This is a genomic window from Methylobacterium sp. J-077 (assembly GCF_022829365.1).
Lineage (GTDB): Bacteria > Pseudomonadota > Alphaproteobacteria > Rhizobiales > Beijerinckiaceae > Methylobacterium.
Map to the genome: position 1 here is coordinate 250,063 of NZ_JAKSYJ010000119.1, position 26,240 is coordinate 276,302.

Consider the following 26,240-nt stretch of genomic DNA (forward strand, 5'->3'; position numbering starts at 1 on the left):
GCCGCGATCCGCTTGACAGCGCTTCGAGCCGGCTTCAATCAAGCCTTACATTGCGCCCAATTGAGTTCCGGGTCTTGGACCCGGCTGAAGCGGGCGAGCGACGATATCGTCATCGCACGATGTAGGCTACGTTACTTTGGAAGTCCTGGCTGCGCGGCCGATGCCGCGATACGATCGGGCACCAAACAGGGATGGAATGCCATGGAAGGCAAGGTCGTCGAAGTTCAGGCCGCGTGGCGTGAGGGTGCTCACGTCGACGACGCCAAATATCGGCAGATGTACGAGGCGTCGGTCAGCAATCCCGACGCGTTCTGGGGTGAGCACGGCAAGCGCATCGACTGGATGACGCCGTTCACCAAGATCAAGGACACCAGCTTCGAGCCTGGCAAGGTCTCGATCAAGTGGTTCGAGGACGGTAAGACCAACGTCGCCTACAATTGCATCGACCGGCACCTGGAGACCCGCGGCGACCAGACCGCGATCATCTGGGAAGGCGACAATCCGGACGAAGCCAAGCACATCACCTACCGGGAACTGCATGCGCAGGTCTGCCGGATGGCCAACGTCCTGCGCAATCGCGGCGTCGGCAAGGGCGACCGCGTCACCCTCTACATGCCGATGATTCCGGAAGCTGCCTACGCGATGCTGGCCTGCGCCCGGCTCGGCGCGATCCACGCCATCGTGTTCGGCGGCTTCTCGCCGGATTCGCTGGCCTCGCGCATCCAGGGCTGCACGTCCAAGGTGGTGATCACCGCCGACGAGGGCCTGCGCGGCGGCCGCAAGGTGCCGCTGAAGGCCAATGTCGACGAGGCGATCAAGCGCATCGGGACCGACCTGGTCGAGCACGTGATCGTCGTGCGCCGGACCGGCGGCAGCGTCGCCATGGAGCCGGGCCGCGACGTCTATTACGACGAGGCTGCCGAGCAGGTCACCGACCATTGCCCCGCCGAGCCGGTGGAGGCCGAGCACCCGCTGTTCATCCTCTACACCTCGGGCTCGACCGGCCAGCCGAAAGGCGTGGTCCACACCACCGGCGGCTACCTGGTCTACGCCTCGATGACCCACCAATACGTCTTCGATTACCGCGAGGGCGAGGTGTACTGGTGCACGGCCGATGTCGGCTGGGTCACGGGCCACAGCTACATCGTGTACGGGCCGCTCGCCAACGGCGCGACCACGCTGATGTTCGAGGGCATCCCGACCTATCCGTCGACCTCGCGGTTCTGGGACGTGGTCGACAAGCACAAGGTCAACATCTTCTACACCGCGCCGACCGCGATCCGCTCGCTGATGGGCGGCGGCGAGGGGCCGGTGAAGAAGACCTCCCGCCAGTCGCTGCGGGTGCTCGGCTCGGTGGGCGAGCCGATCAACCCGGAAGCCTGGGAGTGGTACTACAACGTCGTCGGCGAGGGCCGCTGCTCCATCGTCGACACGTGGTGGCAGACCGAGACCGGCGGCATCCTGATCACCCCGCTCCCGGGCGCCACCGCCCTCAAGCCGGGTTCGGCCACGCGGCCGTTCTTCGGCGTGCAGCCCGAGATGGTCGATGCCGAGGGCAAGGTCCTGCAGGGTCCCTGCGAAGGCAACCTCTGCATCGCGGATTCCTGGCCCGGCCAGATGCGCACGATTTACGGCGACCACGAGCGCTTCGAGCAGACCTACTTCTCGACCTATCCAGGCAAGTACTTCACCGGTGACGGCGCGCGGCGCGACGCGGACGGCTATTACTGGATCACCGGCCGGGTCGACGACGTGATCAACGTCTCGGGCCACCGGATGGGCACCGCGGAGGTCGAGTCCTCCCTCGTCGCCCACCCGAAGGTCGCCGAGGCCGCGGTGGTCGGCTATCCGCACACCGTCAAGGGCCAGGGCATCTACGCCTACGTCACCCTCAACGATGGCGAGGAAGGCGACGATGCCCTGCGCAAGGAGCTGGTGACCTGGGTCCGCAAGGATATCGGGCCGATCGCTTCGCCGGACCTGATCCAGTTCGCCCCCGGCCTGCCCAAGACCCGTTCGGGCAAGATCATGCGCCGCATCCTGCGCAAGATCGCCGAGGACGATTTCGGCTCCCTCGGCGACACCTCGACGCTGGCGGAGCCGGCAGTGGTCGATGACCTGATCGAGAATCGGCAGAACCGGCCCTGATCGGTCCGAACTCCAAGAAACGACGAGGCGGGTGCCGGTCCGGCGCCCGCCCCCAACAAGAACCACGCAACTCGGTCTCAAGAACAACCGGAAGGCCGGAGTGCCTTTGCGGGAGGAACACGCCATGAGCGGCTCGACACTCGGCCTTCGCGGGGGCACCGCGCGCCCCTCACCCCGCGCCGCCGGCGCGCCTGTCGATCCGCAGATCGACCGCATCGTCCGGACCCCGGAATTCAAGCAGCTCGTCGCCGAGCGCACCCGGTTCGGCTTGATCCTGACGATCCTGATGCTGGTGGTCTATTTCGGCTTCATCGGCCTGATCGCCTTCGACAAATCGCTCTTGGCCGTGAAGGTCGGCGGCGGCACCGCGTCGCTCGGCCTATTCATGGGCGTGTTCGTGATCCTGTTCGCCTTCGTGCTGACCGGCATCTACGTGGCCCGGGCCAACACCCGTTTCGACGCCCTGAGCGACGCCCTGAAGCGGAGCGTCGGCCGATGAACCGGATCCTCCTCGGCCTGACGCTGGCCACGATCACGGCCTGCGCGGCCTACGCCGCAGGCCCCGACCTTGGCGCTGTCACGCAGTCGGCCACGAACTGGCCGGCCATCGGCATGTTCCTGTTCTTCGTGCTGCTGACGCTCGGCATCACCTACAAGGCCGCCAAGGGCACCAAGTCGGCCGCCGACTTCTACGCCGCGGGCGGCGGCATCTCGGCCGGCACCAACGCCCTGGCGATCGCCGGCGACTACATGTCGGCGGCCTCGTTCCTCGGCATCTCGGGCCTGGTCTACACCTCGGGCTTCGACGGGCTGATCTACTCCACCGGCTTCCTGGTCGGCTGGCCGATCGTGCTGTTCCTGATCGCCGAACGCCTGCGCAACCTCGGCAAGTTCACCTTCGCCGACGTGGCGAGCTTCCGCCTCGACCAGACCGCGATCCGCATCATCTCGGCGGTGGGCACCCTGGTGGTGGTGGCGTTCTACCTGATCGCCCAGATGGTCGGCGCCGGCAAGCTGATCCAGCTCCTGTTCGGTCTGCCCTACCTCTACGCCGTGGTGATCGTCGGCGTGCTGATGATTGTCTACGTCGCCTTCGGCGGCATGAAGGCGACCACCTGGGTCCAGGTGATCAAGGCCTGCCTGCTTCTGGGCGGCGCGACCTTCATGGCCGGCGCCGTGCTGTTCAAGTACGGCTTCAACCCGGAGACGCTGTTTGCCGCCTCGGTGCAGGTCCACCCGAAGGGCGACGCCATCATGGCGCCCGGCGGCCTGGTCTCGAACCCGGTCGAGGCGATCTCGCTCGGCGTCGGCCTGATGTTCGGCACCGCCGGCCTGCCGCATATCCTGATGCGGTTCTTCACGGTCTCGGACGCGCAGGCGGCGCGCAAGTCGGTGTTCTATGCCACCGGCCTGATCGGCTACTTCTACATCCTCACGTTCATCATCGGCTTCGGCGGCATCGCCCTGCTGATGTCGGATCCGAGCTACTTCAAGCTCGGCGCAGCCGGCACCTTCGACAAGCTGAAAGACATGATCGGCGGCACCAACATGGTCGCCGTCAACCTCGCCAACGCGGTCGGCGGCCCGTACTTCCTCGGGTTCATCTCGGCGGTGGCGTTCGCGACCATCCTGGCGGTGGTGGCGGGCCTGACGCTGGCGGGCGCCTCGGCGGTCAGCCACGACCTCTACGCCCAGGTGATCGCCCGCGGGCGCACCACCGAGAAGCACGAGGTCAACCTGTCGAAGATCTCGGCCGTGGTGATCGGGATCGTGGCGATCTATCTCGGCTACGTGTTCGAGAACCAGAACGTCGCCTTCATGGTCGGGCTGGCCTTCTCGGTGGCGGCGAGCTGCAACTTCCCGGTGCTGGCCATGTCGATCCTGTGGCGCGGCACCACCACCTGGGGGGCGCTGGCGGGCGGCCTCGTCGGCCTGATTTCGGCGGTCGGGATGGTGGTGCTGTCCAAGGCGGTCTGGGTGGTGACGTTCGGCAACGCCGCGGCGATCTTCCCCTACGACAACCCGGCTCTGTTCTCGATGCCGCTGGCCTTCGTGACCATCTGGGCCGTGTCGAGCCTCGACCAGTCCCGCAAGGCGCAACGCGAGCGCGCCGCCTTCGAGGCGCAGTTCGTGCGCTCCGAGACCGGCATCGGCGCGGTGGGCGCGCACGCCCACTGAGCCCGCGGGTTATTGGCGAGAACCGGGGGGCGCGGCGCGAGCCGCGCCCTTCGTCGTTTCAGGATCGGCACGCCGCCATGTTGATGACGGTCCTCCCGCCCGCATTGCCGATTGACCCACCCAATTCCAGCGGTCACGCCTACGTAATCTGCGTGCCGTGCGGGGCCCGCAATCCGAGGGGCGACGGCCGACGCCCCCGGTCGCGCATGCTTCGTCTGAGAGGGACCGGATCATGGCCGTGGCAGGTGCGATCCCGCGGACGGAAGACGCCGCGAGGCCGATGAGTTCGGCCGAGAAGCGGGTGATCTTCGCGTCCTCGCTCGGCACCGTGTTCGAGTGGTACGATTTCTACCTCTACGGCTCGCTCGCGGCGATCATCGGCGCCCAGTTCTTCTCGGCCTACCCGCCCGCGACCCGGGACATCTTCGCGCTGCTCGCCTTCGCCGCCGGCTTCATCGTGAGGCCGTTCGGCGCCCTGGTGTTCGGCCGGATCGGCGACCTCGTCGGGCGCAAATACACCTTCCTGGTCACGATTCTGATCATGGGCCTGTCGACCTTCATCGTCGGCACGCTGCCCAACGCCGCCACCATCGGGATCGCGGCGCCGATCCTCCTGATCGGTCTGCGGCTGGCCCAGGGGCTTGCGCTCGGCGGCGAGTATGGCGGCGCGGCGACCTACGTGGCCGAACACGCGCCCAACGGACGGCGCGGCTTCTACACGAGCTGGATCCAGACCACGGCGACGCTGGGCCTGTTCCTGTCGCTGCTGGTGATCCTGGCGACCCGGAGCTTCACCGGAGAGGCGGCCTTCGCCGAATGGGGCTGGCGGATCCCGTTCCTGGTCTCGGTGCTGCTGCTCGGCATCTCCGTGTGGATCCGCCTGCAGCTCTCGGAGTCGCCGGCCTTCCAGAAGATGAAGGACGCGGGCAAGACCTCGAAGGCACCGCTCACAGAGGCGTTCGGTGAGTGGAAGAACGCCAAGTTCGCGGTCATCGCCCTGTTCGGCCTCGTCGCCGGTCAGGGGGTAGTCTGGTACACGGGCCAGTTCTACGCGCTGTTCTTCCTGCAATCGATCCTGAATGTCGACGGCTACACCGCGAACCTGCTGATCGCGTGGTCGCTGCTGCTCGGCACCGGCCTGTTCGTGCTGTTCGGCTGGCTGTCGGACAGGATCGGCCGCAAGGTCATCATCCTGGCGGGCTGCGCGATCGCGGCGGCGACGTTCTTCCCGATCTTCAAGGGCATCACCGCCACCGCCAACCCGAAGCTCCAAGCCGCGATCGAGACCGTGAAGGTCACCGTCACGGCCGATCCGGCCGCCTGCGGCACCCTGTTCAACCCGGTCGGAACGCGGGTGTTCTCAGCGCCCTGCGACCTCGCCCGCGACTTCCTGTCGAAATCCTCGGTGAAGTACGACACCGCGCCGGGCGCCCCCGGCCAGCCCACGGTGATCCGGGTGAACGACACCGCGATCGCCTATCCGCAAGGCGGCGCGCCCGAGGCCAACGCGGCCGTGACCGCGGCGCTCCAGGCGGCGGGCTATCCGAAAGCCGGCGATCCCGGGATCGTCAGGATGGCGAACCCGTTCGACGTGGTCCGGCCGCAGGTCGCCCAGGTGATCGGCCTGCTGTTCATCCTCGTGCTGTTCGTCACGATGGTCTACGGCCCGATCGCCGCGATGCTGGTGGAGTTGTTCCCGACCCGGATCCGATACACGTCGATGTCCCTGCCCTACCATATCGGCAACGGGTGGTTCGGCGGCCTGCTGCCGGCCACCGCCTTCGCCATGGTGGCTCAGACCGGGGATATCTATTACGGCCTCTGGTACCCGATCGTCATCGCGGTCGCGACGGTGATCATCGGGCTGATCTTCGTACCTGAGACCAAGGATCGCGACATCTTCGCCGACACCTGAGCACGCCGCGACCGCTTCCCGGTGACGACACCCGAGCCGCCCGCGCGGTCCGGGTGTTTTTGTTTCCGCCGTGCCGCGTCGAGATGGACGGACAGGCGATCCGGGTTCGGGTCGGGCCGACCATCGCCGCGCGCGCAGCGATGGCGGCGGGCGCCGATTCGGTGCCCGGATCCAGCGCCAACGTTCGTCACACGGGGCATTCGCGCCTCAGGTGCGCTTCATCACGCAGGCAGGCCGCCAACACCGATACGGCTGTGTTGCCGACCCAAAGGCGATTCTGCGTCAGTGTGAAGCGATGGCCGGCCAAAGATTGACATTCCCCCGCGATTCTGGTGCCCGGAGGCTATTATTATTTCTTGTCCAATGGTACGGGCAGAACCGAAATCAGTCGATACAAACATACAGGTTGTACTCCGACAACCACTTGTTGCCGATCAAAAAACAGTTCCGGCGGAACCGATAACTGGCCTCGACCGTCTTCGAAACAATTTACTGCCCGACAGGAAATCAAACGTGAACGACGCCTTGATGCAGTTTCGTCGGAAGAGCGGCAGCAAGCCGCCTCTATCTCTGGTTATCGGCGCCAACATCACGATGATTGCCGTCTGGATCGCAATCTCCACGGTCGCCGGCGGCCCGATCTGGCTATGGTAACGGCGACTGCCGGTTGCGTTTATCGTCGTAACAACCGCTGCAATACGCGCCGAGCAGGTATCCGGACTGGTGCGCGGTGAGATAGCCCAGCACGATCAGGCCGTGGAGCATGTCGAGCCCCGGGCCGAACGCGAACAGGATCACCGCGCCGACCAGGATCAGAACCGATGTCGCGATCATGACCAGCATGGTGTAAGACCAGCCGATCAGTATTCCGATCACGAACAGCACTACAGCGAGTAACATCGCGTCACCTGGCTCAAGGTTGTTTCGGCCTACGACGCTGAAACAACATCCCCGAAAAGGGGCTCCGAAGCCTTATGCCACGGGCACCGCACCCGCGATCCACCAGCAGATCGCGCGATCCGACGACAAAGCTCCGTCGAACCACACGTTTTACATGCCGTGCAGGCAGTGAAATATCAAGCCCCACATAGATCCGGATCAAATCGCTTCAAATACGACGCGTTTGCCTATCGGTTATTTGGTTTTGCAAAATCGATGTTGCGAGACTGGGCGATGGGTAGTCGATGCATCGCCAATAGATCCATCGCCGAACCCCGGCACACGTGTCCGGGTGTCCGTGCGGCGGCGCGCGCGCGAGCGTTTTTCCGCAGAGCGTTAACGCCGCGCCGAGGCCCGGCCGAACGGCCGGGGCGGTCCGGCGTCAGTGCCGGAAGTGGCGGTGCCCGGTGAACACCATGGCCAGCCCCGCCTCGTCGGCGGCCGCGATCACCTCGGCGTCGCGCATCGAGCCGCCCGGCTGGATCACCGCGGTCGCGCCCGCCTCAGCGGCGGCCAGCAGGCCGTCGGCGAACGGGAAGAACGCGTCCGAGGCGACCACGGACCCGACCGCCAGGCTCGCGGCGAGCCCTAAGCGCTTGGCGCCCTCGGCGGCCTTCCAGGCGGCGATGCGGGACGAATCGACCCGGGACATCTGCCCGGCCCCGATCCCCACGGTGGCGCCGGCCTTGGCGTACACGATGGCGTTCGACTTCACGTGCTTGGCGACCCGGTAGGCGAACAGCAGGTCGGCCGATTCGGCCGCGCTCGGCGCGCGCTTGGTCACGACCTTGAGCGGCATGTCGTCGACCACCACCGCGTCGCGGCCTTGGACCAGCAGGCCGCCGGAAAGGGTGCGGACGGTCTCGCCGGGCGCCCGCGGGTCGGGCAGGCTGCCGGCCAGCAGCAGGCGCAGGTTCTTCTTGGCGGCGACGATGGCGGCGGCCTCCGGGGTCGCATCCGGGGCGATGATCACCTCGGTGAAGATCTCCACGATCTTGCGGGCGGCCTCGGCGTCCAGCGTCCGGTTGAGCGCGACGATGCCGCCGAAGGCCGATGTCGGGTCGCAGGCCAGCGCCCGCTCGTAGGCGTCGAGCAGGCTCGCGCCCTCGGCCACGCCGCACGGATTGGCGTGCTTGATGATCGCCACCGCGGCGGCGCGGGCCGGGTCGAACTCGGCGACGCATTCGTAGGCGGCGTCGGTGTCGTTGAAGTTGTTGTAGGACAGTTCCTTGCCCTGGAGCTGGCGCGCGGTCGCCACCCCGGCCCGCACTTGGCCGGGCGCCCGGTAGAAGGCGGCCGCCTGATGCGGGTTCTCGCCGTAGCGCAGGCTCTGCGCCAACGTGCCCCCGAAGGCCCGGAACCGGCCCGGCGTCTCGGTACCGAACTGCACCGCCATCCAGTTGGCGATCGCGGCGTCATAGGCGGCGGTGCGGGCGAACGCCTTCTGGGCCAGTTCGCGGCGCAGCTCGGACCCGATGGCGCCGCCGTTCTGCTCCAGCGCCGCCAGCACCGCGGCGTAATCTGCGACGTCGGTGACGACGGCGACATCGGCGTGGTTCTTGGCGGCCGCGCGAATCATCGCCGGGCCCCCGACATCGATGTTCTCGATGCAGTCGGCCTCCGGCTTGTCGGCCGCGATCGTCGCCTCGAACGGGTAGAGGTTCACCACCAGCAGGTCGATCGCCCCGATGCCGTGGGCGGCGAGCGCGGCCTGGTGCTCGGGGTTGTCGCGGATCGCGAGCAGCCCGCCGTGGACCGCCGGATGCAGGGTCTTCACCCGCCCGTCCATCATCTCGGGGAAACCGGTCAGGTCGGCGACCTCGGTGACCGGAAGGCCGGCCTCCTGCAGGGCGCGATGGGTGCCGCCGGTCGAGACCAGCCTGATGCCGCGGGCGTCGAGCGCCTCGGCGAAGTCCACGACGCCGGTCTTGTCCGAGACCGAGAGGAGCGCGCGGGAGACCCGCACCTGATCGTGCGCCATAGCTGCTTGCCGAACCTTGAGATTTCGGCGCGCGGTAGCATGGAACCGGGGCGCGGGGCCAGCGGGGATCAGGGCGCGGTCGCGCCCCGCATCGGTGCCGAGGCCAGGCGCGCGAAGCTCCAGCGCACCTCGACATCGTCGGAGACGCGCAGATGCAGCACGATCTGGTCGGTGCGGCGCGGTCCGGTGAGGCCGGAGAAGTAGACGCTCTCCTCGATGGCGATCTCGGCGCCCTCCGCCCGGAACACCCAGATCTCGCCGAGCGCGGAGGCGAGTTCGAGCCCCTCGGCCACGCCGCGCACGGCGATGCCGGGATGCAGGTGGAAGCGGATCGCCACATCGTGGCCGCGCACCCGGCTCTTGCCCTGACGCAGGAAGGCGTCGCGGCCTTCGAGCCGTGCATCCGCGGGAGAGAGCTGCCAGCGCCGCTCGTGGACGATGCCGAATTCGGGCGCGTAGCCGTCGTGCCGGGCGGCGAGGACGGTGCTGCCGGCCTCCTCCACCCGCTCGGCCGCGACCGCGGCGGGGCCGCGCAGGACCACGGCGCCGCGCCGTCGGATCAGCCACTCGGCCATCAGGCGCTCGCCCCACCAGCCGGTGGCGGTGAGGAACCGGCAGGAGGAGGCGTCGGCGACGCTGGCCGTCGAATGGGCCGGCGTGGAGCGAGCCAGCAGGCGCAGGTCCGGCCCGCTGGCCGGCAGCCCGCAATTGACCACGATCCGCTGCGGGCCGCTCGACATCTCGAAGGCGAGGCAGCCCGCCCCGGCGTTCAGCGAAAACGGCAGCGGCGGGCTCTTGCCGACATCGGCGACCACGATGACCCGGCCGCCCTCCAGCCGTTCGTAGCCGGAATTCGGCGCGTGCATCATCGGCCGGGCGAGCGCGCCGTCATAGACCAGCAGCGTCGCGAGATGGTCGGCGTCGGTGGCGCCCATGCCGTTGAAATGGCTGAGCGAGGCGTCCGGGTGGCGCAGCAGCCGCAGCAGCGGCAGCATCCGGTCCACCGCCCGCAGCAGCGCCGCCGGCGGCTCGACGCTGCGGCTGAGATAGCTCTGGCGCAGAGGCAGGAGGTCGAGGAGCAGCTCCATGGCGAAGCGCGGGTCGCGGGAGCGATGGCCGCCATCCGTGAGGATCTGGCGGTCGAGCTCGCGCGACAGGATCCGGGTGGCCCGGCGCAGGATCGGCTGGATGCCGTCGCAGCACAGGCCGGCATAGCAGAGCGCCACGGCCGCGTTCAGGCGCCATTGCGGCGGCACGCCCCGGCGCAGGTCGCGCTCCAGCTGCTGGGCGTTGCGGGCGATGGCCTTCAAGAAATTCTGGTAGAAGCCGTGGTCGGCGCCCTCGAGCACCAGGGGCGACTGGCACAGGAACGAGATCAGCCGCCGCGCCGCCACCGGTGTATGCCGGGCGAGCGCCGGATCACCCCGTCCGCCGATGAAATCCGCCACGAAGGCGCGGGCATTGGCCCGGGCCAGCGCCGTGTCGGCCGCCCGGAGATGGCGCAGCCAGCCGAAGCCGTAGAGCTCATCGGCCCATTCCGGCGAAGGCGCGGCGTAGTCGAAGGGCGAGCCGCCGCTCGCCGCCAGCGAGCGGCCGGCGAACACGAACAGGCCGGCATAGATGTCGTCCGCAAACGTCGCGTCGGAGGTGCGCAGATCCTGCGGCGCGATCACGAGCCCGGTCACCCGCATCCGCGCCAGGATGTCGGGCGGGGCAGTGAGGCTGGCGCCGACGGCACGGAAGGTCCGCACGGTCTCGCGCGCCACGAGCCGATAGAAGCGCCAGCGGTCAGGCCCCCAAGCCACGCGATATTCCAGCCACGCGATCTCCGAGCCGCGCGATCTCGCCAGGCCCCAAGGGCCCGAGCCCTCGGGTACGAGGATCGGCTGGCACCCGTTTCGTTTCAGAGTAGAGGCGGCCTCTTAACCGGCGGTTTACGCTATGTCATTCCCATGGCGGGAAAGAATGCGGATTTACGCACGTTCCGGTTGAGACGGCCGAGGCAGGCCGGGCATGCGGTCGCTCAGTTGGGAGCCAGGGCCGCGTCGAACGCCTGCAGGTTCGAGCGCATCATGTCGAGATAGGTCGCGGCTGGGCCGCCCGGACCCGACAGGGCGTCGGAATAGACCTTGCCGCCGATCCGGGCGCCGCCCTCGCGGGCGATCAGCGCCATCTGGCGCGGGTCGCTGATGTTCTCCAAAAACACCGCCGGCACCTTGTCCTGGCGGATCTGCCGGATGATCGCCGCGACGTCCCGCGGGCTGGCCTCGCTGTCGGTGGACACGCCCTGGGGGGCGATGAAGCGCAGGCCGTAGGTGGCGGCGAAGTAGCCGAACGCATCGTGGGTGGTGATGATCCGGCGGTTCTCCGGCGGGATTTTCTCCACCGCTTTGCGCACGGCTTGGTCGAGGGCGTCGAGCTGAGCCGTGTAAGAGTCGGCGGCGGCCCGATAGGCGTCCGCATGCACCGGGTCGACCTTCGCCAGGCCGTCGCGGATATTGGTGACGTAGATCCGGACGTTGGCGACGCTCTGCCAGGCATGCGGGTCGATGACGTGGTCGCCGTGATCGTGATGGCCGACGGCGTGATCGTGATCGTCGGTGGCGGCGATCGTCTTTACCCCCGCGGAGGCGACCACGATCGGCGCGCGGGTGCCGGACGCCCGGATCAGCCGGTCGAGCCAGCCTTCCAGCCCGAGGCCGTTGACGAACACGATGTCGGCCGTAGCGAGTTTCTTGGCGTCGGCCGGGGATGGGCTGAAGCCGTGCACGTCGGAATCCGGGCCGACCAGATCGGTCACCGCGACATGCGGGCCGCCGACGGCGCGCACCAGATCGCCCAGGATCGAGAAGCTCGCCACCGCCCGAACCGGTGCGCCCCCCGGAGCCGCCCGGGCCGGAGCCGACAGGGCGAGCGCCAGGACAAGGCTCGCGAGCCACGCCAACCGAACCGTTCCATGCACGCGTTGTCCTCCTAATCCACCGGGCCACGGAGCCCGTAATGTAACACTGTTACATACACAAGCGGGATACACGGTGAGCGCCTGATGCGCATCGTGGGTCGCCGCCGGGTCATCGCCGCGGCGGCCGAGCGTGAGATGGAGAGTGCTATGTCCCGACGTTTGAGAGCCGCCATTCTGGTCACCGGCGCCCTCGGCCTGGGCCTCGTCGGCGCCGCCGCCGCGCGCGACCGCGGTCCCGAGGGTTTTCGCGGGCACGGGGCTTGGAGCGCCCTGAGCCCCGCGGATCGGGCCGCCTTCGCGGATGCCCGCATCGCCGCCCTGCATGCCGGCCTGAAGCTCAATCCCGACCAGGAAAAGCTGTGGCCGCCGGTCGAGGCCGCGATCCGCGACATGGTCAAGCTGCGCCAGCAGCGCCGCGAAGCGATGCGCGACCGTCCGTCGATGTCCGACGACGCGCCGGCCGCCCTGCGGGCGATGGCGGATGCCACGACCGCCCGGGGCGAGGCCCTGCGCAAGCTCGCCGACACCTCGCAGCCGCTCTACGCCAGCCTCGACCCGGATCAGAAGCGGCGCGCGATGATCCTGGCCCGCCCGATGGGCCGCCATGGTCACGGCGGCTGGCATCACCATCGCGACGACGAGCGCGGGCCGGGCGGCGACGACCACTGAAGGTCCGGCGACGACGCCAAAATACTTGATCCGCGGCGGCGGCAGCTGCAAACCGCTGCCGCCGCGCGTTTTGCCTCAGGGAAGCTTGCCTCAGGGAGCCCGGTGACAGGTTCGAACCGGTAAGCTCCATGGCGCGCCTCCCCGGCGACACCTTCCCCCTCCTCGTCCGCCTGTGGCGTACCTGGCTCTATCCCCACCGCGCGACGCTCGCCGTGGTACTGGTGCTGATCGCGCTGGTGGGCGGCTCGACCGGGCTGTACCCGGCGCTGATCAAGGCCGCCTTCGACGCCTTCGACCGCAAGGATGCGGCGGCGATCGCCTACGGGCCGCTGGTGGTGATCGTGGTCACGGCTTTGCGCGGCTTCTCGCTCTTCGGCCAGACGGTGCTGACCAACCGGGTCGTCACCCGGGTCGAGGCCGACATGCAGGCGGCGCTCTATGGCCACCTGATCGAATCCGACCTGGCGCAGCTCGGCCGCGAGAGCCCGGCGGCGCTGACTCAGCGCTTCACCACCGACTTCGCCTTCATCAAGGAGGCGCTGACCCGCATCTCCACGGTGCTGCTGCGCGACATCGCCATGCTGATCGGGCTGGTCGCGGCGCTGATCTGGATGGACCCGGTGCTGACGCTCGTGGCCGGCCTGACCGTGCCGTTCGTGGCCGGGCCGATCGGGCGGATCGGCAAGAAGCTCCGGCGGGTCTCGACCACCACCCAGGAGCAGATGGGCGCCACCGCCAGCCTGATCTCGGAGAGCCTGCAGGGCGCCCGGGTCGCCAAGACCTACGCGATGGAGGGCTACCTCAAGGGTCGGGCGGCCCAGGCGCTCGACGAGGTGCGGCGCCTCAAGATGAAGGCCGCCAACGCTCGCGGGCGCCTCGATCCGCTGCTGGAGGTGGGCGGCGGCATCGCGGTGGCGGGCGTGCTGGTCCTGGTCGGGCAGCGGGTGCTGGCCGGCGAGCGGACGGTCGGCGATTTCACCGGCTACGTCGCGGCCCTGCTGCTCGCCGCGCAGCCGGCCCGGGCTCTGGGCAACCTTAACGCCATCCTGCAGGAGGCGGCGGCGGCGTTGCGGCGTTACTTCGACGTGATGGACGAGGCCCCTCAGATTCGCGAGGCGCCCGGCGCGGCGCCGCTCACCGTCACCGCCGGGGAGATCCGGTTCGAGGGCGTGCAGTTCCGCTACCGCCCGGACGCGCCAGCCCTGGAGGGGATCGACCTCACCGTTCCGGCCGGCGCCGCCACCGCGCTCGTCGGGCGCTCGGGCTCCGGAAAGTCCTCGCTGCTCAACCTCGTGCCGCGGCTCTACGACGTCACCGCCGGCCGGGTGACGATCGACGGGCAGGACGTGCGCGCCGTGACGCTCGCCTCGCTTCGCGCGGCCGTCGCGGTAGTCTCGCAGGAGGTGGTTCTGTTCGACGACACGGTCGCCGCCAATATCGGCTTCGGCCGTCCCGGGGCGCGCCCGGCCGAGATCGAGGCTGCGGCGCGCGCCGCGGCGGCCCACGACTTCGTCGCCGCCCTGCCGGAGGGCTACGCGTTCCGGGTCGGCCCGGGCGGCAACCGCCTGTCCGGCGGCGAGCGGCAGCGGATCGCCCTGGCCCGGGCCTTTCTGAAGGATGCGCCGATCCTGCTCCTCGACGAGGCGACCTCGGCTCTCGATTCCGAATCCGAGCGCCTGGTTCAGGAGGCGCTGACCCGGCTGATGCGCGGCCGCACCACCCTGGTGATCGCCCATCGCCTCTCGACGGTGCGGGAGGCCGACCGGATCGCCGTGATGGAGGCCGGCCGGGTGATCGAGACCGGCCGCCACGACGATCTGATCGCATCGGGCGGTGCCTATGCCCGCCTGCACCGGCTGCAGCTGTCCGACCCGCCGCCTCCCGTGCGAACGGATTCACACAGTGCTGGACGAGGCTCGGGTCCCCTCTCTCGTGCGGGAGGGGAACAGGGTGAGGGGTGCGACCTCTCCGGAGAAACCTGATTTCTCACCCCAACCCTCTCCCGCGCGGGAGAGGGAGCGCGTCGCGGACGTCGCAGGGCGACGCGTGAATCGCGTAGTCAGCAGCCTGAGGCGCCGGCGGCACAAGCTGCCGACAAGGCATCAGCGACACCATAGGCATGCGCACGCTCCGTAGATTCGTCCGCCGGAGCGCGGCATAAGGGCTTAAGTCTATGAGGACCCTTCCCGTGAGCGACCTGACGTTCGAGACCCACGCCCATCCCGCCCGCCGGACCGACGCCGAGCGGGCCGCCCTGATGGAGAATCCGGGCTTCGGCAAGGTGTTCACCGATCACATGGTGGTGGCCCGATACTCCGCCGGTCGCGGCTGGCACGATGCGCGGATCCAGGCGCGCGAGGCGATCCCGCTCGATCCTGCCGCCGCGGTGCTACATTACGCGCAGGAGATCTTCGAGGGGCTCAAGGCCTATCGCACCGCCGACGGCGGCGCGGCCCTGTTCCGCCCCGATGCCAATGCCCGCCGCTTCCGCCAATCGGCCGAGCGCATGGCGATGGCGCCGTTCCCCGAGGACGCCTTCGTCGAGGCCATGCACAAGCTGGTACAGGTTGATCGCGCCTGGATCCCCGACACCCCCGACGGCAGCCTGTACCTGCGGCCGTTCATGATCGCCAACGAGGCGTTCCTGGGGGTCAAGCCGGCCTCGGAATACCTGTTCATCACCATCGCGTCGGCGGTGGGGTCCTACTTCAAGGATCCCAACGGCACGGTCACGGTCTGGGTCTCGGAGCACTTCACCCGCGCGGCGCCGGGGGGCACAGGCGCGGCCAAATGCGGCGGCAACTACGCCGCCAGCCTCGCCGCGCAGGCCGAAGCCACCAGCCAGGGCTGCGAGCAGGTCGTGTTCCTCGACGCGGCCGAGCGCCGCTATATCGAGGAGCTCGGCGGCATGAACGTGTTCTTCGTGTTCGCGGACGGTTCGCTGCAGACCCCGCCGCTCTCCGACAGCATCCTGCCCGGCATCACCCGCGATTCTGTGATCACCCTGGCCCGCGAGGCCGGGCTCACCGTCCGGGAAGAACCCTACACGATCGATGCCTGGCGGGCCGACGTCCGGGCGGGGCGCCTCACCGAGGCCTTCGCCTGCGGCACCGCCGCGGTGATCACCCCGATCGGCACGGTGAAGGGCCGCGAAGACAATTTCACCATCGGCGACGCGGTGGCCGGCCCGGTGGCCCGCCGGCTGCGCGGCCTGCTGGTGGATATCCAGCGTGGCACGACCCAGGAGTCGCACGGCTGGTTCCAGAAGGTCTTTTAGGGTTTTTTCGCCGCGGGTCGCGGGGTCGGTTTGCTCAGCGTGCTTCGTCCGGATCTGCGGCGCCGTCCCTCTCCCCTCTGCGGGGGAGGGTGGCCCGCGAAGCGGGACGGGAGAGGGGAGCGCCGCTTCCGGAAAGAACGCGCTGGGGGTGAAGTCCTGAACTGTCGCGCTGCCCCTCTCCCGACCCCTGCTGACGCAGGGGCCACCCTCCCCCGCAGAGGGGGGAGGGAGACGCGCGGATGACGGAAACGGCGGCCGGCATCCCGGAAACAGCCCCCGGGCCCTGGAATCCCGGCGTCCAGTCCGACCTGCCGGCCGCGTTCACGCCCCTGATCACCGTCTACCGACCCGAGCACGTCGAGACGCCCCTGCGCGACGCGTTCGAGATGAGCGACCTGTGCGGTCTGCCGGCCCGCCAGCTCACCCGGATCCGGCCCGGACGCCTCGTCGTCCACGAGGTGCTGATCCGGGTCATGTCCGACCTGTCGGTGCCGGTGGGCGCGGTCTACGCGGATCTCGGGGTCAATTTCCGCGCGATCGTCTCGGCCATCCTGCACGAGGGCGTCGAGCCCCGGCTCAGCGAGGTCGAAGCCGCCCTGGCGGCGGTTCGGGACGAGGCCGATTTGGTGCTCCGGCGCGAGATCGCCGCTATCTTCGACGACCCGCCCTCCCCGCCGCCGCCGGAGCCCGGCTGGCTCGACCGGCTGCTCGGGCGCCGTCCGCCGACGCCCAGCCCGCTCCCCCGCCCGGATCCCGCGAGCCGGGCGCTCGGCCATCTCGAGGCCTGGCATCAGCGGGCGGCGCAGGCCGGCGACGGCCTGGAGATCGCCGCCTGCGAGGCCCTGCGCAGTGTCGTCTCCGGGATCCTCGCTCGGCAGAACGCGCTGATCCGCGACCCCGCCCTGCTGTGCGGCATCGCCGGGACCCTGATCTCCAACGGCTACGGCAGCCGCCGCATCGGCGAGTTGATCGAGCCCTGGATCGCCGCCGTGGTCGAGGCAAGCGGCTACCGGCGCCTCGCCCCCCAGGCCCATCCGGTGGTGATGAACGTCAAGGGCGCCTCGGCCTCGGGCAAGAGCACGATCCGGCCCTACCAGTTGGGGCTCGCCAGACGCCTCGGGATGGCCTGGTCCGACTTCGCCGTGATCACCCCGGACGTCTGGCGCAAGTTTCTGCTCGACTACGACAGCCTCGGCCCGGCGACCCGGTATGCCGGCACGCTCACGGGCTACGAGGTCGAGATGATCGACATGAAGCTCGACCGCTACGTCACCCGCAAGGCGGCCGAGCGCCGGATCTCGAACCTGCTGATCGACCGGTTCCGGTTCGACAGCTTCCAGGCCGAGGCCGGCTCGGATGGTGGCGGCCAACTGCTCACCCGGTTCGGCGAGCGGGTCTACATGCAGTTCATGGTCACGCCCCCGGCCGACACGGTGGAGCGCGCCTACAGGCGCGGCGAGCAGTTCGGCCGGTTCAAGGCGGTGGAGGACCTGCTGGCCCACAACGTCGAGGCCTATACCGGCATGCCGCGGCTGTTCTTCAACTGGGCGCTGGCCCGGGACAAGCAGGTGGTCTGCGAGTTCCTCGACAACAGCGTCCCGCAGGGCGAGCGCCCGCGCACCATCGCCTTCGGCGCCGGCGGCGTCCTCAACATCCTCGCCGTGAAGGGGCTGATCGACATCGACCGCTTCCGCAAGGTCGACATCTTCGCCCGCGGGCCGGACGCGGTGTTCCGCGGCGTCGACCTCGCGGCCGATGCCAACACGAGCTTTCTCCGCGCGTGTCTTCGGCGGATGGACGTGGTCCGGTTCGCCCGGGCCGACACCGGACGCGTGTTCGTGCGCCTCGACCGTGGCCGTGTCACCGGTATCGATCGCCAGGTCCCGTCAGTCGCGGCCGACGATCCGGACTGGGAGGCGGCCCGGGCAGTCATCGGCATTCCAGCCGATACCGCCGGGATACCGGACCTCGATGAGACGCTTGTCCCGGCGGATGAGCCGACGCTGGGCGCTTGGGGACCCGGCACCACCCGATAGGCGGACGGAACAATATTTCCTGGCCTGACAGCGGGCCGCCGCAGTGCATGCTGGTATATTGCATGCCTGTGCTGAATATGCATGATTGAATCGGCACGCCAGACGCGCCACTTCAAGGACGCGCCGCCGATCAGAGAGGCTCAGGGATGGAACGCCAGGATTCGCCGTCGGCGAAATGGTGGCAGCTCGCCTTCGGGGTGATCTGCATGGCCATGATCGCCAACCTGCAATACGGCTGGACGCTGTTCGTCGATCCCATCGATCAGCGCTATCACTGGGGGCGAGCGGCGATCCAGCTCGCATTCACACTCTTCGTCGCCACCGAGACCTGGCTGGTGCCCGTGGAGGCCTGGTTCGTGGATCGCTACGGCCCGAGCCGCGTGGTCGCGTTCGGCGGCGTGATGATCGCCCTGGCCTGGACCATCGACGCCTACGCCGACAGCCTCGCGCTGCTCTATCTCGGCGCCGTGGTGGGCGGCATCGGCGCCGGCTCGGTCTACGGCACCTGCGTCGGCAACGCGCTGAAATGGTTTCCGCATCGCCGGGGACTCGCCGCCGGCGCCACCGCCGCCGGGTTCGGCGCGGGCGCGGCCATCACGGTGGTGCCGATCGCCCGGATGATTGCCACCAGCGGCTACCAGGACGCCTTCCTGTATTTCGGCCTCGGCCAGGGCGTGGTGGTGCTCGCCCTCTCGTTCCTGCTGCGCAAGCCCAGGACCATCGCCCCGATGCAGCGCAAGAGCCTGCGCCTGCCCCAGACCAAGGTCGACCGCAGCCCGCGCGAGGCGGTGCGCACGCCGGTCTTCTGGGTGATGTACGCGATGTTCGTCATGGTCGCCTCCGGCGGCCTGATGGCGGCGGCGCAGATCGCCCCGATCGCCCACGATTTCCAGGTGGCCGGGGTGCCGGTCAGCCTGTTCGGCCTCCAGATGGCGGCCCTGACCCTGGCGATCTCCCTCGACCGGATCTTCGACGGGTTCGGCAGGCCGTTCTTCGGCTACGTCTCCGACCATATTGGCCGCGAGAACACGATGTTCATCGCCTTCTCGACGGCGGCGCTCGCGGTGATCGTGCTCCTCACCTACGGCCATCACCCGATGGTGTTCGTGTTCGCCACGGCCGTCTATTTCGGCGTGTTCGGCGAGATCTACTCGCTATTCCCGGCAACCTGCGGGGACACGTTCGGCTCGAAATACGCCGCCAGCAATGCCGGCCTGCTGTACACCGCCAAGGGCACCGCCGCGTTCCTAGTGCCGTTCGCCAGTCTGCTCTCGGCGGCCTATGGCTGGTCGGCGGTGTTCGCGCTGATCATCGGGCTCAACGTCACGGCCGCCGCCCTCGCGATCTTCCTGCTGCGGCCCCTGCGCGCCCGCTACCTCGCGGAGGACGAGCATCCCGCGGCGCTCGCCGCCCAACCGATCCGGGCGGCCTGAGCCGCCCCGATAGCCGAAAAAAATGGCCCGGAGCCTGCACCGGCCCGGGACGCCAGCACTGCAACCGATGGTCGGGGAGATTCCGCAATGACCGCTCTGGCAAAGATCGTCCACACCGCACCCGAGATCGAGGCCGAGCCCGATCTCACCGACGGTTTCCACCTCGTCATCGACGCACTGAAGCTGAACGAGATCGAGACGATCTACGGCGTCCCGGGCATCCCGATTACCGATCTCGGCCGCATGGCGCAGGCTTCGGGAATGCGAGTGGTGTCGTTCCGGCACGAGCAGCATGCCGGCAACGCCGCGGCGATCGCGGGCTTCCTCACCCAGAAGCCGGGGATCTGCCTCACCGTCTCGGCGCCGGGCTTCCTGAACGGCCTGACGGCGCTGGCCAACGCCACCACCAACTGCTTCCCGATGATCCTGATCTCGGGCTCGTCCGAGCGCGAGATCGTCGATCTCCAGCAGGGCGATTACGAGGAGATGGACCAGCTCGCCATCGCCAAGCCCCTGTGCAAGGCGGCCTTCCGGGTGCTGCACGCGGCCGATATCGGCATCGGCATCGCTCGAGCGATCCGCGCGGCCTGCTCAGGGCGGCCCGGAGGCGTCTATCTCGACCTGCCGGCCAAGCTGTTCTCCCAGGTGATGGAGGCCGAGGCCGGCCAGAAGTCGCTCGTGAAGGTGATCGACCCGGCCCCGGCCCAGCGCCCCGCCCCCGAGGCGATCACGCGGGCGCTGGACGTGCTGAAATCCGCCCGCCGCCCGCTGATCGTGCTCGGCAAGGGCGCGGCCTACGCGCAGGCCGACGAGGCGATCCGCGCGCTGGTGGAGACCAGCGGCATCCCGTACGTGCCGATGAGCATGGCCAAGGGCCTCCTGCCCGACACGCACCCGCTCTCGGCCGGCGCCGCGCGCTCGACCGCGCTGAAGGATTCGGACGTGGTGCTGCTGGTCGGCGCCCGGCTGAACTGGCTGCTGTCGCACGGCAAGGGCAAGAGCTGGGGCGAGCCGGGCTCCACGAAGTTCATCCAGATCGACATCGAGCCCCGCGAGATGGATTCCAACGTCGAGATCGTCGCCCCGGTCGTCGGCGACATCGCCTCCTGCGTCCAGGCGCTACTGGACGGCATGGGCCAGGGCTGGCAGCAGCCCCCGGCCGACTGGATCGACACGCTCAGGACCAAGCGCGAGGCGAACATCGCCAAGATGGCGCCCAAGCTCATGAGCAACGCCTCGCCCATGACCTTCCACGCGGCGCTGGGCGCCCTGCGGACCATCGTGAAGGAGCGGCCGGACGCGATCCTGGTCAACGAGGGCGCCAACACCCTCGACCTCGCCCGGGGCATCATCGACATGTACCAGCCGCGCAAGCGCCTGGATGTCGGCACCTGGGGCATCATGGGCATCGGTATGGGCTTCGCCGTCGCCGCCGCGATCGAGACCGGCAAGCCTGTCCTGTGTGTGGAGGGCGACAGCGCCTTCGGCTTCTCCGGCATGGAGATCGAGACGATCTGCCGGTACGGGCTGCCGGTCTGCATCGTGGTATTCAACAACAACGGCATCTACCGCGGCACCGATGCCGACCCGACTGGGCGCGACCCGGCCACCACGGTGTTCGTCAAGGATTCCCGCTACGACAAGATGATCGAGGCGTTCGGCGGGGACGGCTACCACGTCACCTCGCCGGACGAGCTGACCCGGGCGGTCAACGCCGCGATGGATTCCGGCCGGCCGTCGCTGGTCAACGCCGTGATCGACCCGGCCGCGGGCAGCGAGAGCGGCAATATCGGCAGCCTCAACCCGCAGAGCGGGATCAAGAAGAAGAAGTGAAGCGAGCAAAACGACAATACCCTTCTCAAGGACACGCGCGCTCCCTCCCCCCTCTGCGGGGGGGAGGGAGAGGCGCACGGTCCGGGCCACAGCGCTCATCTGTCGGCAAAGTGATGCTTGTGGCCTGCACAGGAGAAACAAGCACCTGCCCTCTCCATGGCCCGCCTCATGCTAAGCTACGGCCACACGCACCGCAGGGGCCGCCCGACATGCTGACCAGACGTTCCTTCGTGGCCCTGTCGGGCGCGGCGCTCGCCGCCCCGGCGCTCGCGCAGGGCGGGTCCACCCGGGTGCTCAAGTTCATCCCGCAGGCCGACCTCACGGTACTCGATCCGATCTGGACGACCGCTTACGTCACCCGCAACCACGGGCTGGCGGTGTTCGACACACTCTACGGGACCGATGCCAGCTACGCGGCCCAGCCGCAGATGGTCGCCGGCCACGTCGTCGAGGATGACGGCAAGCTGTGGCGCATGACGCTCCGGCCCGGATTGATCTTCCACGACGGCACGCCGGTGCTGGCCCGCGACTGCGTCGCCAGCATCGGCCGCTGGGCCAAGCGCGATCCGATGGGCCAGACGCTCATGGCCTACACGGACGAGCTCTCGGCCCCCGACGACCGGACCATCCAGTTCCGGCTGAAAAAGCCGTTCCCGCTGCTGCCGGACGCGCTCGGCAAGGTCGGCTCGCCGATCTGCGCGATCATGCCCGAGCGCCTCGCCAAGACCGATGCGTTCACGCAGATCACCGAGATGGTCGGCAGCGGTCCGTTCCGGTTCAAGGCCGACGAGCGGATGGTCGGCGCCCGGGTCGTCTACGAGCGCTTCGACAAGTACGTCCCGCGCGAGGGCGGCGAGCCGCAATGGACCTCGGGGCCCAAGCGCGCCTTCCTCGACCGAGTCGAGTGGCACGTCATTCCCGACCAGGCGACCGCCGCCTCGGCGATGCAGACCGGCGAAATGGATTGGTGGGAGCAGCCGCCCTCCGACCTCGTGCCGACGCTCGGGAGCCTGAAGACCACGGTCACCGACCCGACCGGCAAGATCGGCTGCCTGCGCATGAACCAGTTGCAGCCGCCCTTCGATAACCCGGCGATCCGGCAGGTGCTGCTCACGGTGGTGGACCAGACCGACTTCATGCAGGCGGTCACCGGCACCGACCCGAAGCTGATCCATGTGCCGACCGGCTTCTTCTGCCCCCGCCTACCGATGGCGAGCGAAGCCGACCTCGGTGTCCTGACCAGCAAGCGCGACTACGAGGCCGCCAAGAGGGCACTGACCGCGGCCGGCTACAAGGGTGAGAGGGTGGTGCTGATGGGCGCCTCCGACTACCCGAGCCTGAAGGCGCTCAGCGACGTGGCGGCCGACATGCTGACCCGCGCCGGCTTCAACGTCGATTATCAGGTCATGGATTGGGGCTCGGTGGTCCAGCGGCGCGCCAAGCGCGACCCCGTAGCCCAAGGCGGCTGGAGCATCTTCTGCACCTTCTGGGCCGGGCTCGACCAGGCCAATCCGGCCGTCAGCGCGTTCCTGCGCGGGACCGGCGCCGATGCGCCGGTGGGCTGGCCCACGAGCCCGAAGCTCGAGGCCCTGCGCCAGGATTGGCTCGACGCGCCCGATACCGCCACGCGCAAGACGCTGGCGGACGCCCTGCAGAAGCAGGCTTTTGCCGACCTGCCCTACCTTCCGCTCGGCCAGTATTTCGACCAGACCTCGTTCAAGCCCTCGGTGACCGGAGTGCTCGACGGCGTGCCGGTGTTCTGGAACGTCAAGAAGGGCTGATCCAGCGGATCAGACCGGTACGGCGTCCGGAGGGGCGCCGGTCCGCGCGGTGTCGCCGGCATCGGCGATCAGCGCCGGGACCAGATCCGTCTGTGAGACGATCCCGACCAAGCGTCCATCCGGATCGACCACCGGCAGATGGTGGAGGCTGGCCTCGGACATCCGCAGCACCAGCTCGGCCAAGGGCGTCTCCGGGGTGACGGGCTCGACCGCGCTCATGATGTCGGCGGCGCAGCCATGGGGCGCCCGCCCGCGCTCGACGGTCAGCCGCAGGCGGCGGCCGAGGCCGAGGCGCGGGCCGCTCCGGTCCCAGGCGGCCTTGTCGAGGAGGTCGGTCTGCGTGACGATCCCGAGCACCCGGGCGCGCTCGTCCGTGACCGGCAGGGCCTTGATCCGGTGGCGGCGTAGCAGCCGCAGCGCCTCGTCCAGGGATTCGTGCGGCGCGACCCCGATCACGTCGCGGGACATGATCGCCGCGCAGGTGGTCTGCCCCGGTCGGCGGCCGTAGACGCGCATCTGCACCCGCCGCAGGATCTGCTCCAGATCGCCACGATCGACATCGAGCAGCTGATCGAAATCCTCGAGCGCGGCGTCGAGGTCCGAGGCCAGGAAGCCGAGGCGGGCGGCCGGAGCCGGGTCGTCGGTCCGTTGACCGACCGGACGCAGGTGCGGATAGGCGCGGCCGGTGAGGTTGTTGAACAGCAGGGCCGTCGCGAGCAGCAGCAGCGAATTGGCCGCCACCGGCCAGAGCACGAAGCCGTAGCCGAGTTCCCGGATCGCCGGGCCGCCCAGCACCGCCGTGAGCGCCACCGCCCCGCTCGGCGGATGCAGGCAGCGCAGGGCCATCATCAGGGCGATCGCCAGGCCGATGGCCACGGAGGCCGCCGCGAACGGGTCCGGGATCCAGGCCGCCGCCGTGACGCCGACCAGGGCGGCCACGAGGTTGCCGCCGAGGATCGACCAGGGCTGCGCCAGCGGGCTCGCCGGAACCGCGAAGAGCAGCACCGCCGAGGCACCCATCGGGGCGATCAGCACCGGAGCGGCCACGGTTCCGATCGCGGAGCGGCTGACCAGGCCGGTCGCCAGGATCCCCAGCAGGGCACCGGCAGCCGAGCGCAACCGCTCGCGCGGGCTGACCGGCGTCAGCTCGGGAAGGAGGCGGCTGAGCAGTGATCGCATCGGGTCCGGATCGTGCAGACGAGACGGGACGGCGCAACGCGCGCCGTCCCGTGGCAGGATAGCAAAGGTTCGCAGCCGCCTGTCAGACGGCGCGAGCCTCGTGCATCGCCTGGATCTGCGCGGGGCTGTAGCCCAGGCCGGTCAGCACCTCGTCGGTATGCTCGCCCAAGAGCGGGGAGGCCTTCACCTCGACGGTCATGTCGGAGAACTTGATCGGGCTGCCGACGGTCAGGTAGCTGCCGAGCTTCGGATGCGGCACCTCGACCACGGTGCCGCTCGCCCGCAGCGACGTGTCCTCGGCGATCTCCTTCATCGACAGCACCGGCGCGCAGGGGATGTCGTAGGTGCGCAGGATGTCCACCGCCTCGAACTTGGTCTTGTCGGCGAGCCAGTCCTCGATGGTCTTGAAGATGTCGAAGATCTTGTCCTGCCGCGCGCGGGGCGTGTTGTAGGCGGGGTCGGAAATCCAGTCCTCGCGGCCCAGCACCTTGCAGATCGGCGCCCAGGCATGGCCCTGGATCGTGAAGTAGATGTAGGCGTTCGGGTCGGTCTCCCAGCCCTTGCATTTGAGCACCCAGCCGGGCTGGCCGCCGCCGCCGGCATTGCCGCCGCGGGGCACCACGTCCGAGAATTCCCCGTGCGGGTATTGCGGGTATTCCTCGAGATAGCCGAGCGCGTCGAGGCGCTGCTGGTCGCGCAGCTTCACCCGGCAGAGGTTGATCACCGAGTCCTGCATCGAGACTGCGACCTTCTGGCCGGTGCCGGTCTTGTTCTTCTGGTGGAGCGCCGTGAGGATGCCGATGGCGAGGTGCATGCCGGTGTTCGAATCACCGAGCGCGGCGGCGCTGACGGTGGGCGGGCCGTCCCAGAAGCCGGTGGTCGAGGCGGCGCCGCCGGCGCATTGCGCGACGTTCTCGTAGACCTTCAGGTCCTCGTAATGGTGCCCGTCGGAAAACCCCTTCACGGACGCCAGGATCATCCCGGGATTGAGGTTCTGGATGCGCGCCCAGGAGAAGCCCATCCGGTCGAGCGCGCCGGGGCCGAAATTCTCGACCATCACGTCGGAATCCCGGATCAGCTTCTCCAGGACCTCCTTGCCGGCCTGGGTCTTGGTGTCGAGCGTCAGGGAGCGCTTGTTCGAGTTCAGCATCGTGAAGTAGAGCGCGTCCGCATCTTCTACATGGCGCAGCTGCGTGCGAGTCACGTCGCCAGAGCCCGGCCGCTCGACCTTGATCACGTCGGCGCCGAACCAGGCCAGCAGCTGTGTGCAGGCGGGACCGGCCTGGACGTGGGTGAAGTCGATGATCTTGATCCCATCCAACGGCTTGCTCATCTGGCGTTCTCCCGTGCACGGTGAGGCTTGCGGTCTTCGGACGGTCCCGTCTTGGGTTCAGGATCCGTCCGGAAGGGCTTCGAGGTCGGCCACGCGCTGGCGCAGGCGCTTCTCCTCGGCCCAGCGCTCGGTCTCGTCGCGGATCACCGCGACGATGCCGGTCACTTGGTCCGAGGCGTCCCGGATCATCCCGACCGTGAACGCGATGGAGAGCTGGCGCCCGTCCTTGTGGATCGCCGGCACCCGCAGGGTCTCCGCCCCGTAGCGGGTGATTCCGGTCCGCATGGTCTTGGCGTAGCCGTCCCAGTGACGTCGGCGGTGTCGCTCCGGCGTGATCAGGTCGAGGGTCTGCCCGAGGGCGTCTTCAGCGGCGAAGCCGAAGATCCGCTCGGCTGCCGGATTCCAGACCGTGATCGCGCCCTCCGGATCGGCGACCACCACGGCGTCTCCGATGGCGGCCACGAAGCCGGCGAGATCGTCCGCGGCGGGGCGAAGGCGGCTTGGGTCCGTCATCGCGGTCTCCCTCCGGATGCGGCGCTAAAGTTCCGGATTGTCCGAAGCTCGCGCCGCGTCCCG

The 26,240-nt window shown here is 68.9% G+C and carries 19 protein-coding genes; 12 read left to right on the forward strand and 7 right to left on the reverse strand.

Features of this window, described 5'->3' with window-relative positions; translation table 11 throughout:
* Positions 1 to 201 precede the first annotated feature (201 nt).
* From acs to MKL11_RS14155, 5 genes are all read left to right on the forward strand, one after another.
* The gene (gene acs, locus MKL11_RS14135; protein WP_243944536.1) at positions 202 to 2,148 is read left to right on the forward strand and encodes an acetate--CoA ligase; all 1,947 of its coding nucleotides are present in this window, start codon (positions 202 to 204) and stop codon (positions 2,146 to 2,148) included.
* A 124-nt stretch (positions 2,149 to 2,272) separates the two neighbouring features.
* Positions 2,273 to 2,647 carry a DUF485 domain-containing protein gene (locus MKL11_RS14140; protein WP_243944538.1) on the forward strand — a complete coding sequence of 125 codons (375 nt, stop codon included), beginning with the start codon at positions 2,273 to 2,275 and terminating at the stop codon, positions 2,645 to 2,647.
* The gene (locus MKL11_RS14145; RefSeq protein ID WP_243944540.1) at positions 2,644 to 4,326 is read left to right on the forward strand and encodes a cation acetate symporter; all 1,683 of its coding nucleotides are present in this window, start codon (positions 2,644 to 2,646) and stop codon (positions 4,324 to 4,326) included. The genes MKL11_RS14140 and MKL11_RS14145 overlap by 4 nt, the downstream gene beginning before the upstream one ends.
* Before the next feature lie 232 nt (positions 4,327 to 4,558).
* The gene (locus tag MKL11_RS14150; RefSeq protein WP_409565859.1) at positions 4,559 to 6,241 is read left to right on the forward strand and encodes an MFS transporter; all 1,683 of its coding nucleotides are present in this window, start codon (positions 4,559 to 4,561) and stop codon (positions 6,239 to 6,241) included.
* Positions 6,242 to 6,754: 513 nt separating this feature from the next.
* Positions 6,755 to 6,895 carry a hypothetical protein gene (locus MKL11_RS14155; RefSeq protein ID WP_243944542.1) on the forward strand — a complete coding sequence of 47 codons (141 nt, stop codon included), beginning with the start codon at positions 6,755 to 6,757 and terminating at the stop codon, positions 6,893 to 6,895.
* Here the strand turns inward: MKL11_RS14155 and MKL11_RS14160 are convergent.
* The 4 genes from MKL11_RS14160 to MKL11_RS14175 all read right to left on the reverse strand — a co-directional run bounded on the left by MKL11_RS14160 (position 6,887) and on the right by MKL11_RS14175 (position 12,123).
* Positions 6,887 to 7,126 (reverse strand): hypothetical protein, encoded by a 240-nt coding sequence (locus MKL11_RS14160; RefSeq protein ID WP_243944545.1) that lies wholly within the window; start codon positions 7,124 to 7,126, stop codon positions 6,887 to 6,889. The two genes, MKL11_RS14155 and MKL11_RS14160, sit on opposite strands and share 9 nt — an antisense overlap.
* A gap of 436 nt (positions 7,127 to 7,562) precedes the next feature.
* On the reverse strand, positions 7,563 to 9,161 hold the full coding sequence (gene purH / locus MKL11_RS14165; RefSeq protein ID WP_243944547.1) for a bifunctional phosphoribosylaminoimidazolecarboxamide formyltransferase/IMP cyclohydrolase: 1,599 nt from the start codon (positions 9,159 to 9,161) through the stop codon (positions 7,563 to 7,565).
* A 68-nt stretch (positions 9,162 to 9,229) separates the two neighbouring features.
* Positions 9,230 to 10,966, reverse strand: a complete 1,737-nt coding sequence (locus MKL11_RS14170; RefSeq protein WP_243944549.1) for a heparinase II/III family protein — start codon at positions 10,964 to 10,966, stop codon at positions 9,230 to 9,232.
* A gap of 218 nt (positions 10,967 to 11,184) precedes the next feature.
* Positions 11,185 to 12,123, reverse strand: coding sequence for a metal ABC transporter substrate-binding protein (locus tag MKL11_RS14175; RefSeq protein WP_243944552.1), 939 nt, complete (start codon positions 12,121 to 12,123; stop codon positions 11,185 to 11,187).
* 147 nt (positions 12,124 to 12,270) lie between these two features.
* On the opposite strand from MKL11_RS14175, the gene MKL11_RS14180 reads away from it, so the two are divergent.
* The 7 genes from MKL11_RS14180 (at position 12,271) to MKL11_RS14210 (ending at position 23,152) form a co-directional block, all read left to right on the forward strand.
* The gene (locus tag MKL11_RS14180; RefSeq protein WP_243944716.1) at positions 12,271 to 12,792 is read left to right on the forward strand and encodes a Spy/CpxP family protein refolding chaperone; all 522 of its coding nucleotides are present in this window, start codon (positions 12,271 to 12,273) and stop codon (positions 12,790 to 12,792) included.
* A gap of 128 nt (positions 12,793 to 12,920) precedes the next feature.
* Positions 12,921 to 14,774 carry an ABC transporter ATP-binding protein gene (locus MKL11_RS14185; RefSeq protein ID WP_243944554.1) on the forward strand — a complete coding sequence of 618 codons (1,854 nt, stop codon included), beginning with the start codon at positions 12,921 to 12,923 and terminating at the stop codon, positions 14,772 to 14,774.
* Between the two features lie 191 nt (positions 14,775 to 14,965).
* On the forward strand, positions 14,966 to 16,069 hold the full coding sequence (locus MKL11_RS14190) for a branched-chain amino acid aminotransferase (RefSeq protein WP_279600477.1): 1,104 nt from the start codon (positions 14,966 to 14,968) through the stop codon (positions 16,067 to 16,069).
* Positions 16,070 to 16,308: 239 nt separating this feature from the next.
* Positions 16,309 to 18,105, forward strand: a complete 1,797-nt coding sequence (locus MKL11_RS14195) for a zeta toxin family protein (protein ID WP_243944556.1) — start codon at positions 16,309 to 16,311, stop codon at positions 18,103 to 18,105.
* Positions 18,106 to 18,251: 146 nt separating this feature from the next.
* Entirely contained in the window at positions 18,252 to 19,538 is a 1,287-nt protein-coding gene (gene oxlT, locus MKL11_RS14200; RefSeq protein WP_243944558.1) for an oxalate/formate MFS antiporter, read from the forward strand.
* Positions 19,539 to 19,625: 87 nt separating this feature from the next.
* Positions 19,626 to 21,371: an oxalyl-CoA decarboxylase gene (gene oxc, locus MKL11_RS14205; protein WP_243944560.1), complete on the forward strand. Its 1,746-nt coding sequence runs from the start codon at positions 19,626 to 19,628 to the stop codon at positions 21,369 to 21,371.
* 209 nt (positions 21,372 to 21,580) lie between these two features.
* On the forward strand, positions 21,581 to 23,152 hold the full coding sequence (locus tag MKL11_RS14210; RefSeq protein ID WP_243944562.1) for an ABC transporter substrate-binding protein: 1,572 nt from the start codon (positions 21,581 to 21,583) through the stop codon (positions 23,150 to 23,152).
* A 9-nt stretch (positions 23,153 to 23,161) separates the two neighbouring features.
* On the opposite strand, the gene MKL11_RS14215 is transcribed toward MKL11_RS14210, so the two are convergent.
* The 3 genes from MKL11_RS14215 to MKL11_RS14225 all read right to left on the reverse strand — a co-directional run bounded on the left by MKL11_RS14215 (position 23,162) and on the right by MKL11_RS14225 (position 26,177).
* Positions 23,162 to 24,331 carry an HPP family protein gene (locus MKL11_RS14215; RefSeq protein WP_243944564.1) on the reverse strand — a complete coding sequence of 390 codons (1,170 nt, stop codon included), beginning with the start codon at positions 24,329 to 24,331 and terminating at the stop codon, positions 23,162 to 23,164.
* Positions 24,332 to 24,413: 82 nt separating this feature from the next.
* Positions 24,414 to 25,664 (reverse strand): formyl-CoA transferase, encoded by a 1,251-nt coding sequence (frc, locus tag MKL11_RS14220; protein ID WP_243944566.1) that lies wholly within the window; start codon positions 25,662 to 25,664, stop codon positions 24,414 to 24,416.
* A 57-nt stretch (positions 25,665 to 25,721) separates the two neighbouring features.
* Positions 25,722 to 26,177, reverse strand: coding sequence for a PAS domain-containing protein (locus MKL11_RS14225; protein ID WP_243944568.1), 456 nt, complete (start codon positions 26,175 to 26,177; stop codon positions 25,722 to 25,724).
* Positions 26,178 to 26,240: the final 63 nt, after the last annotated feature.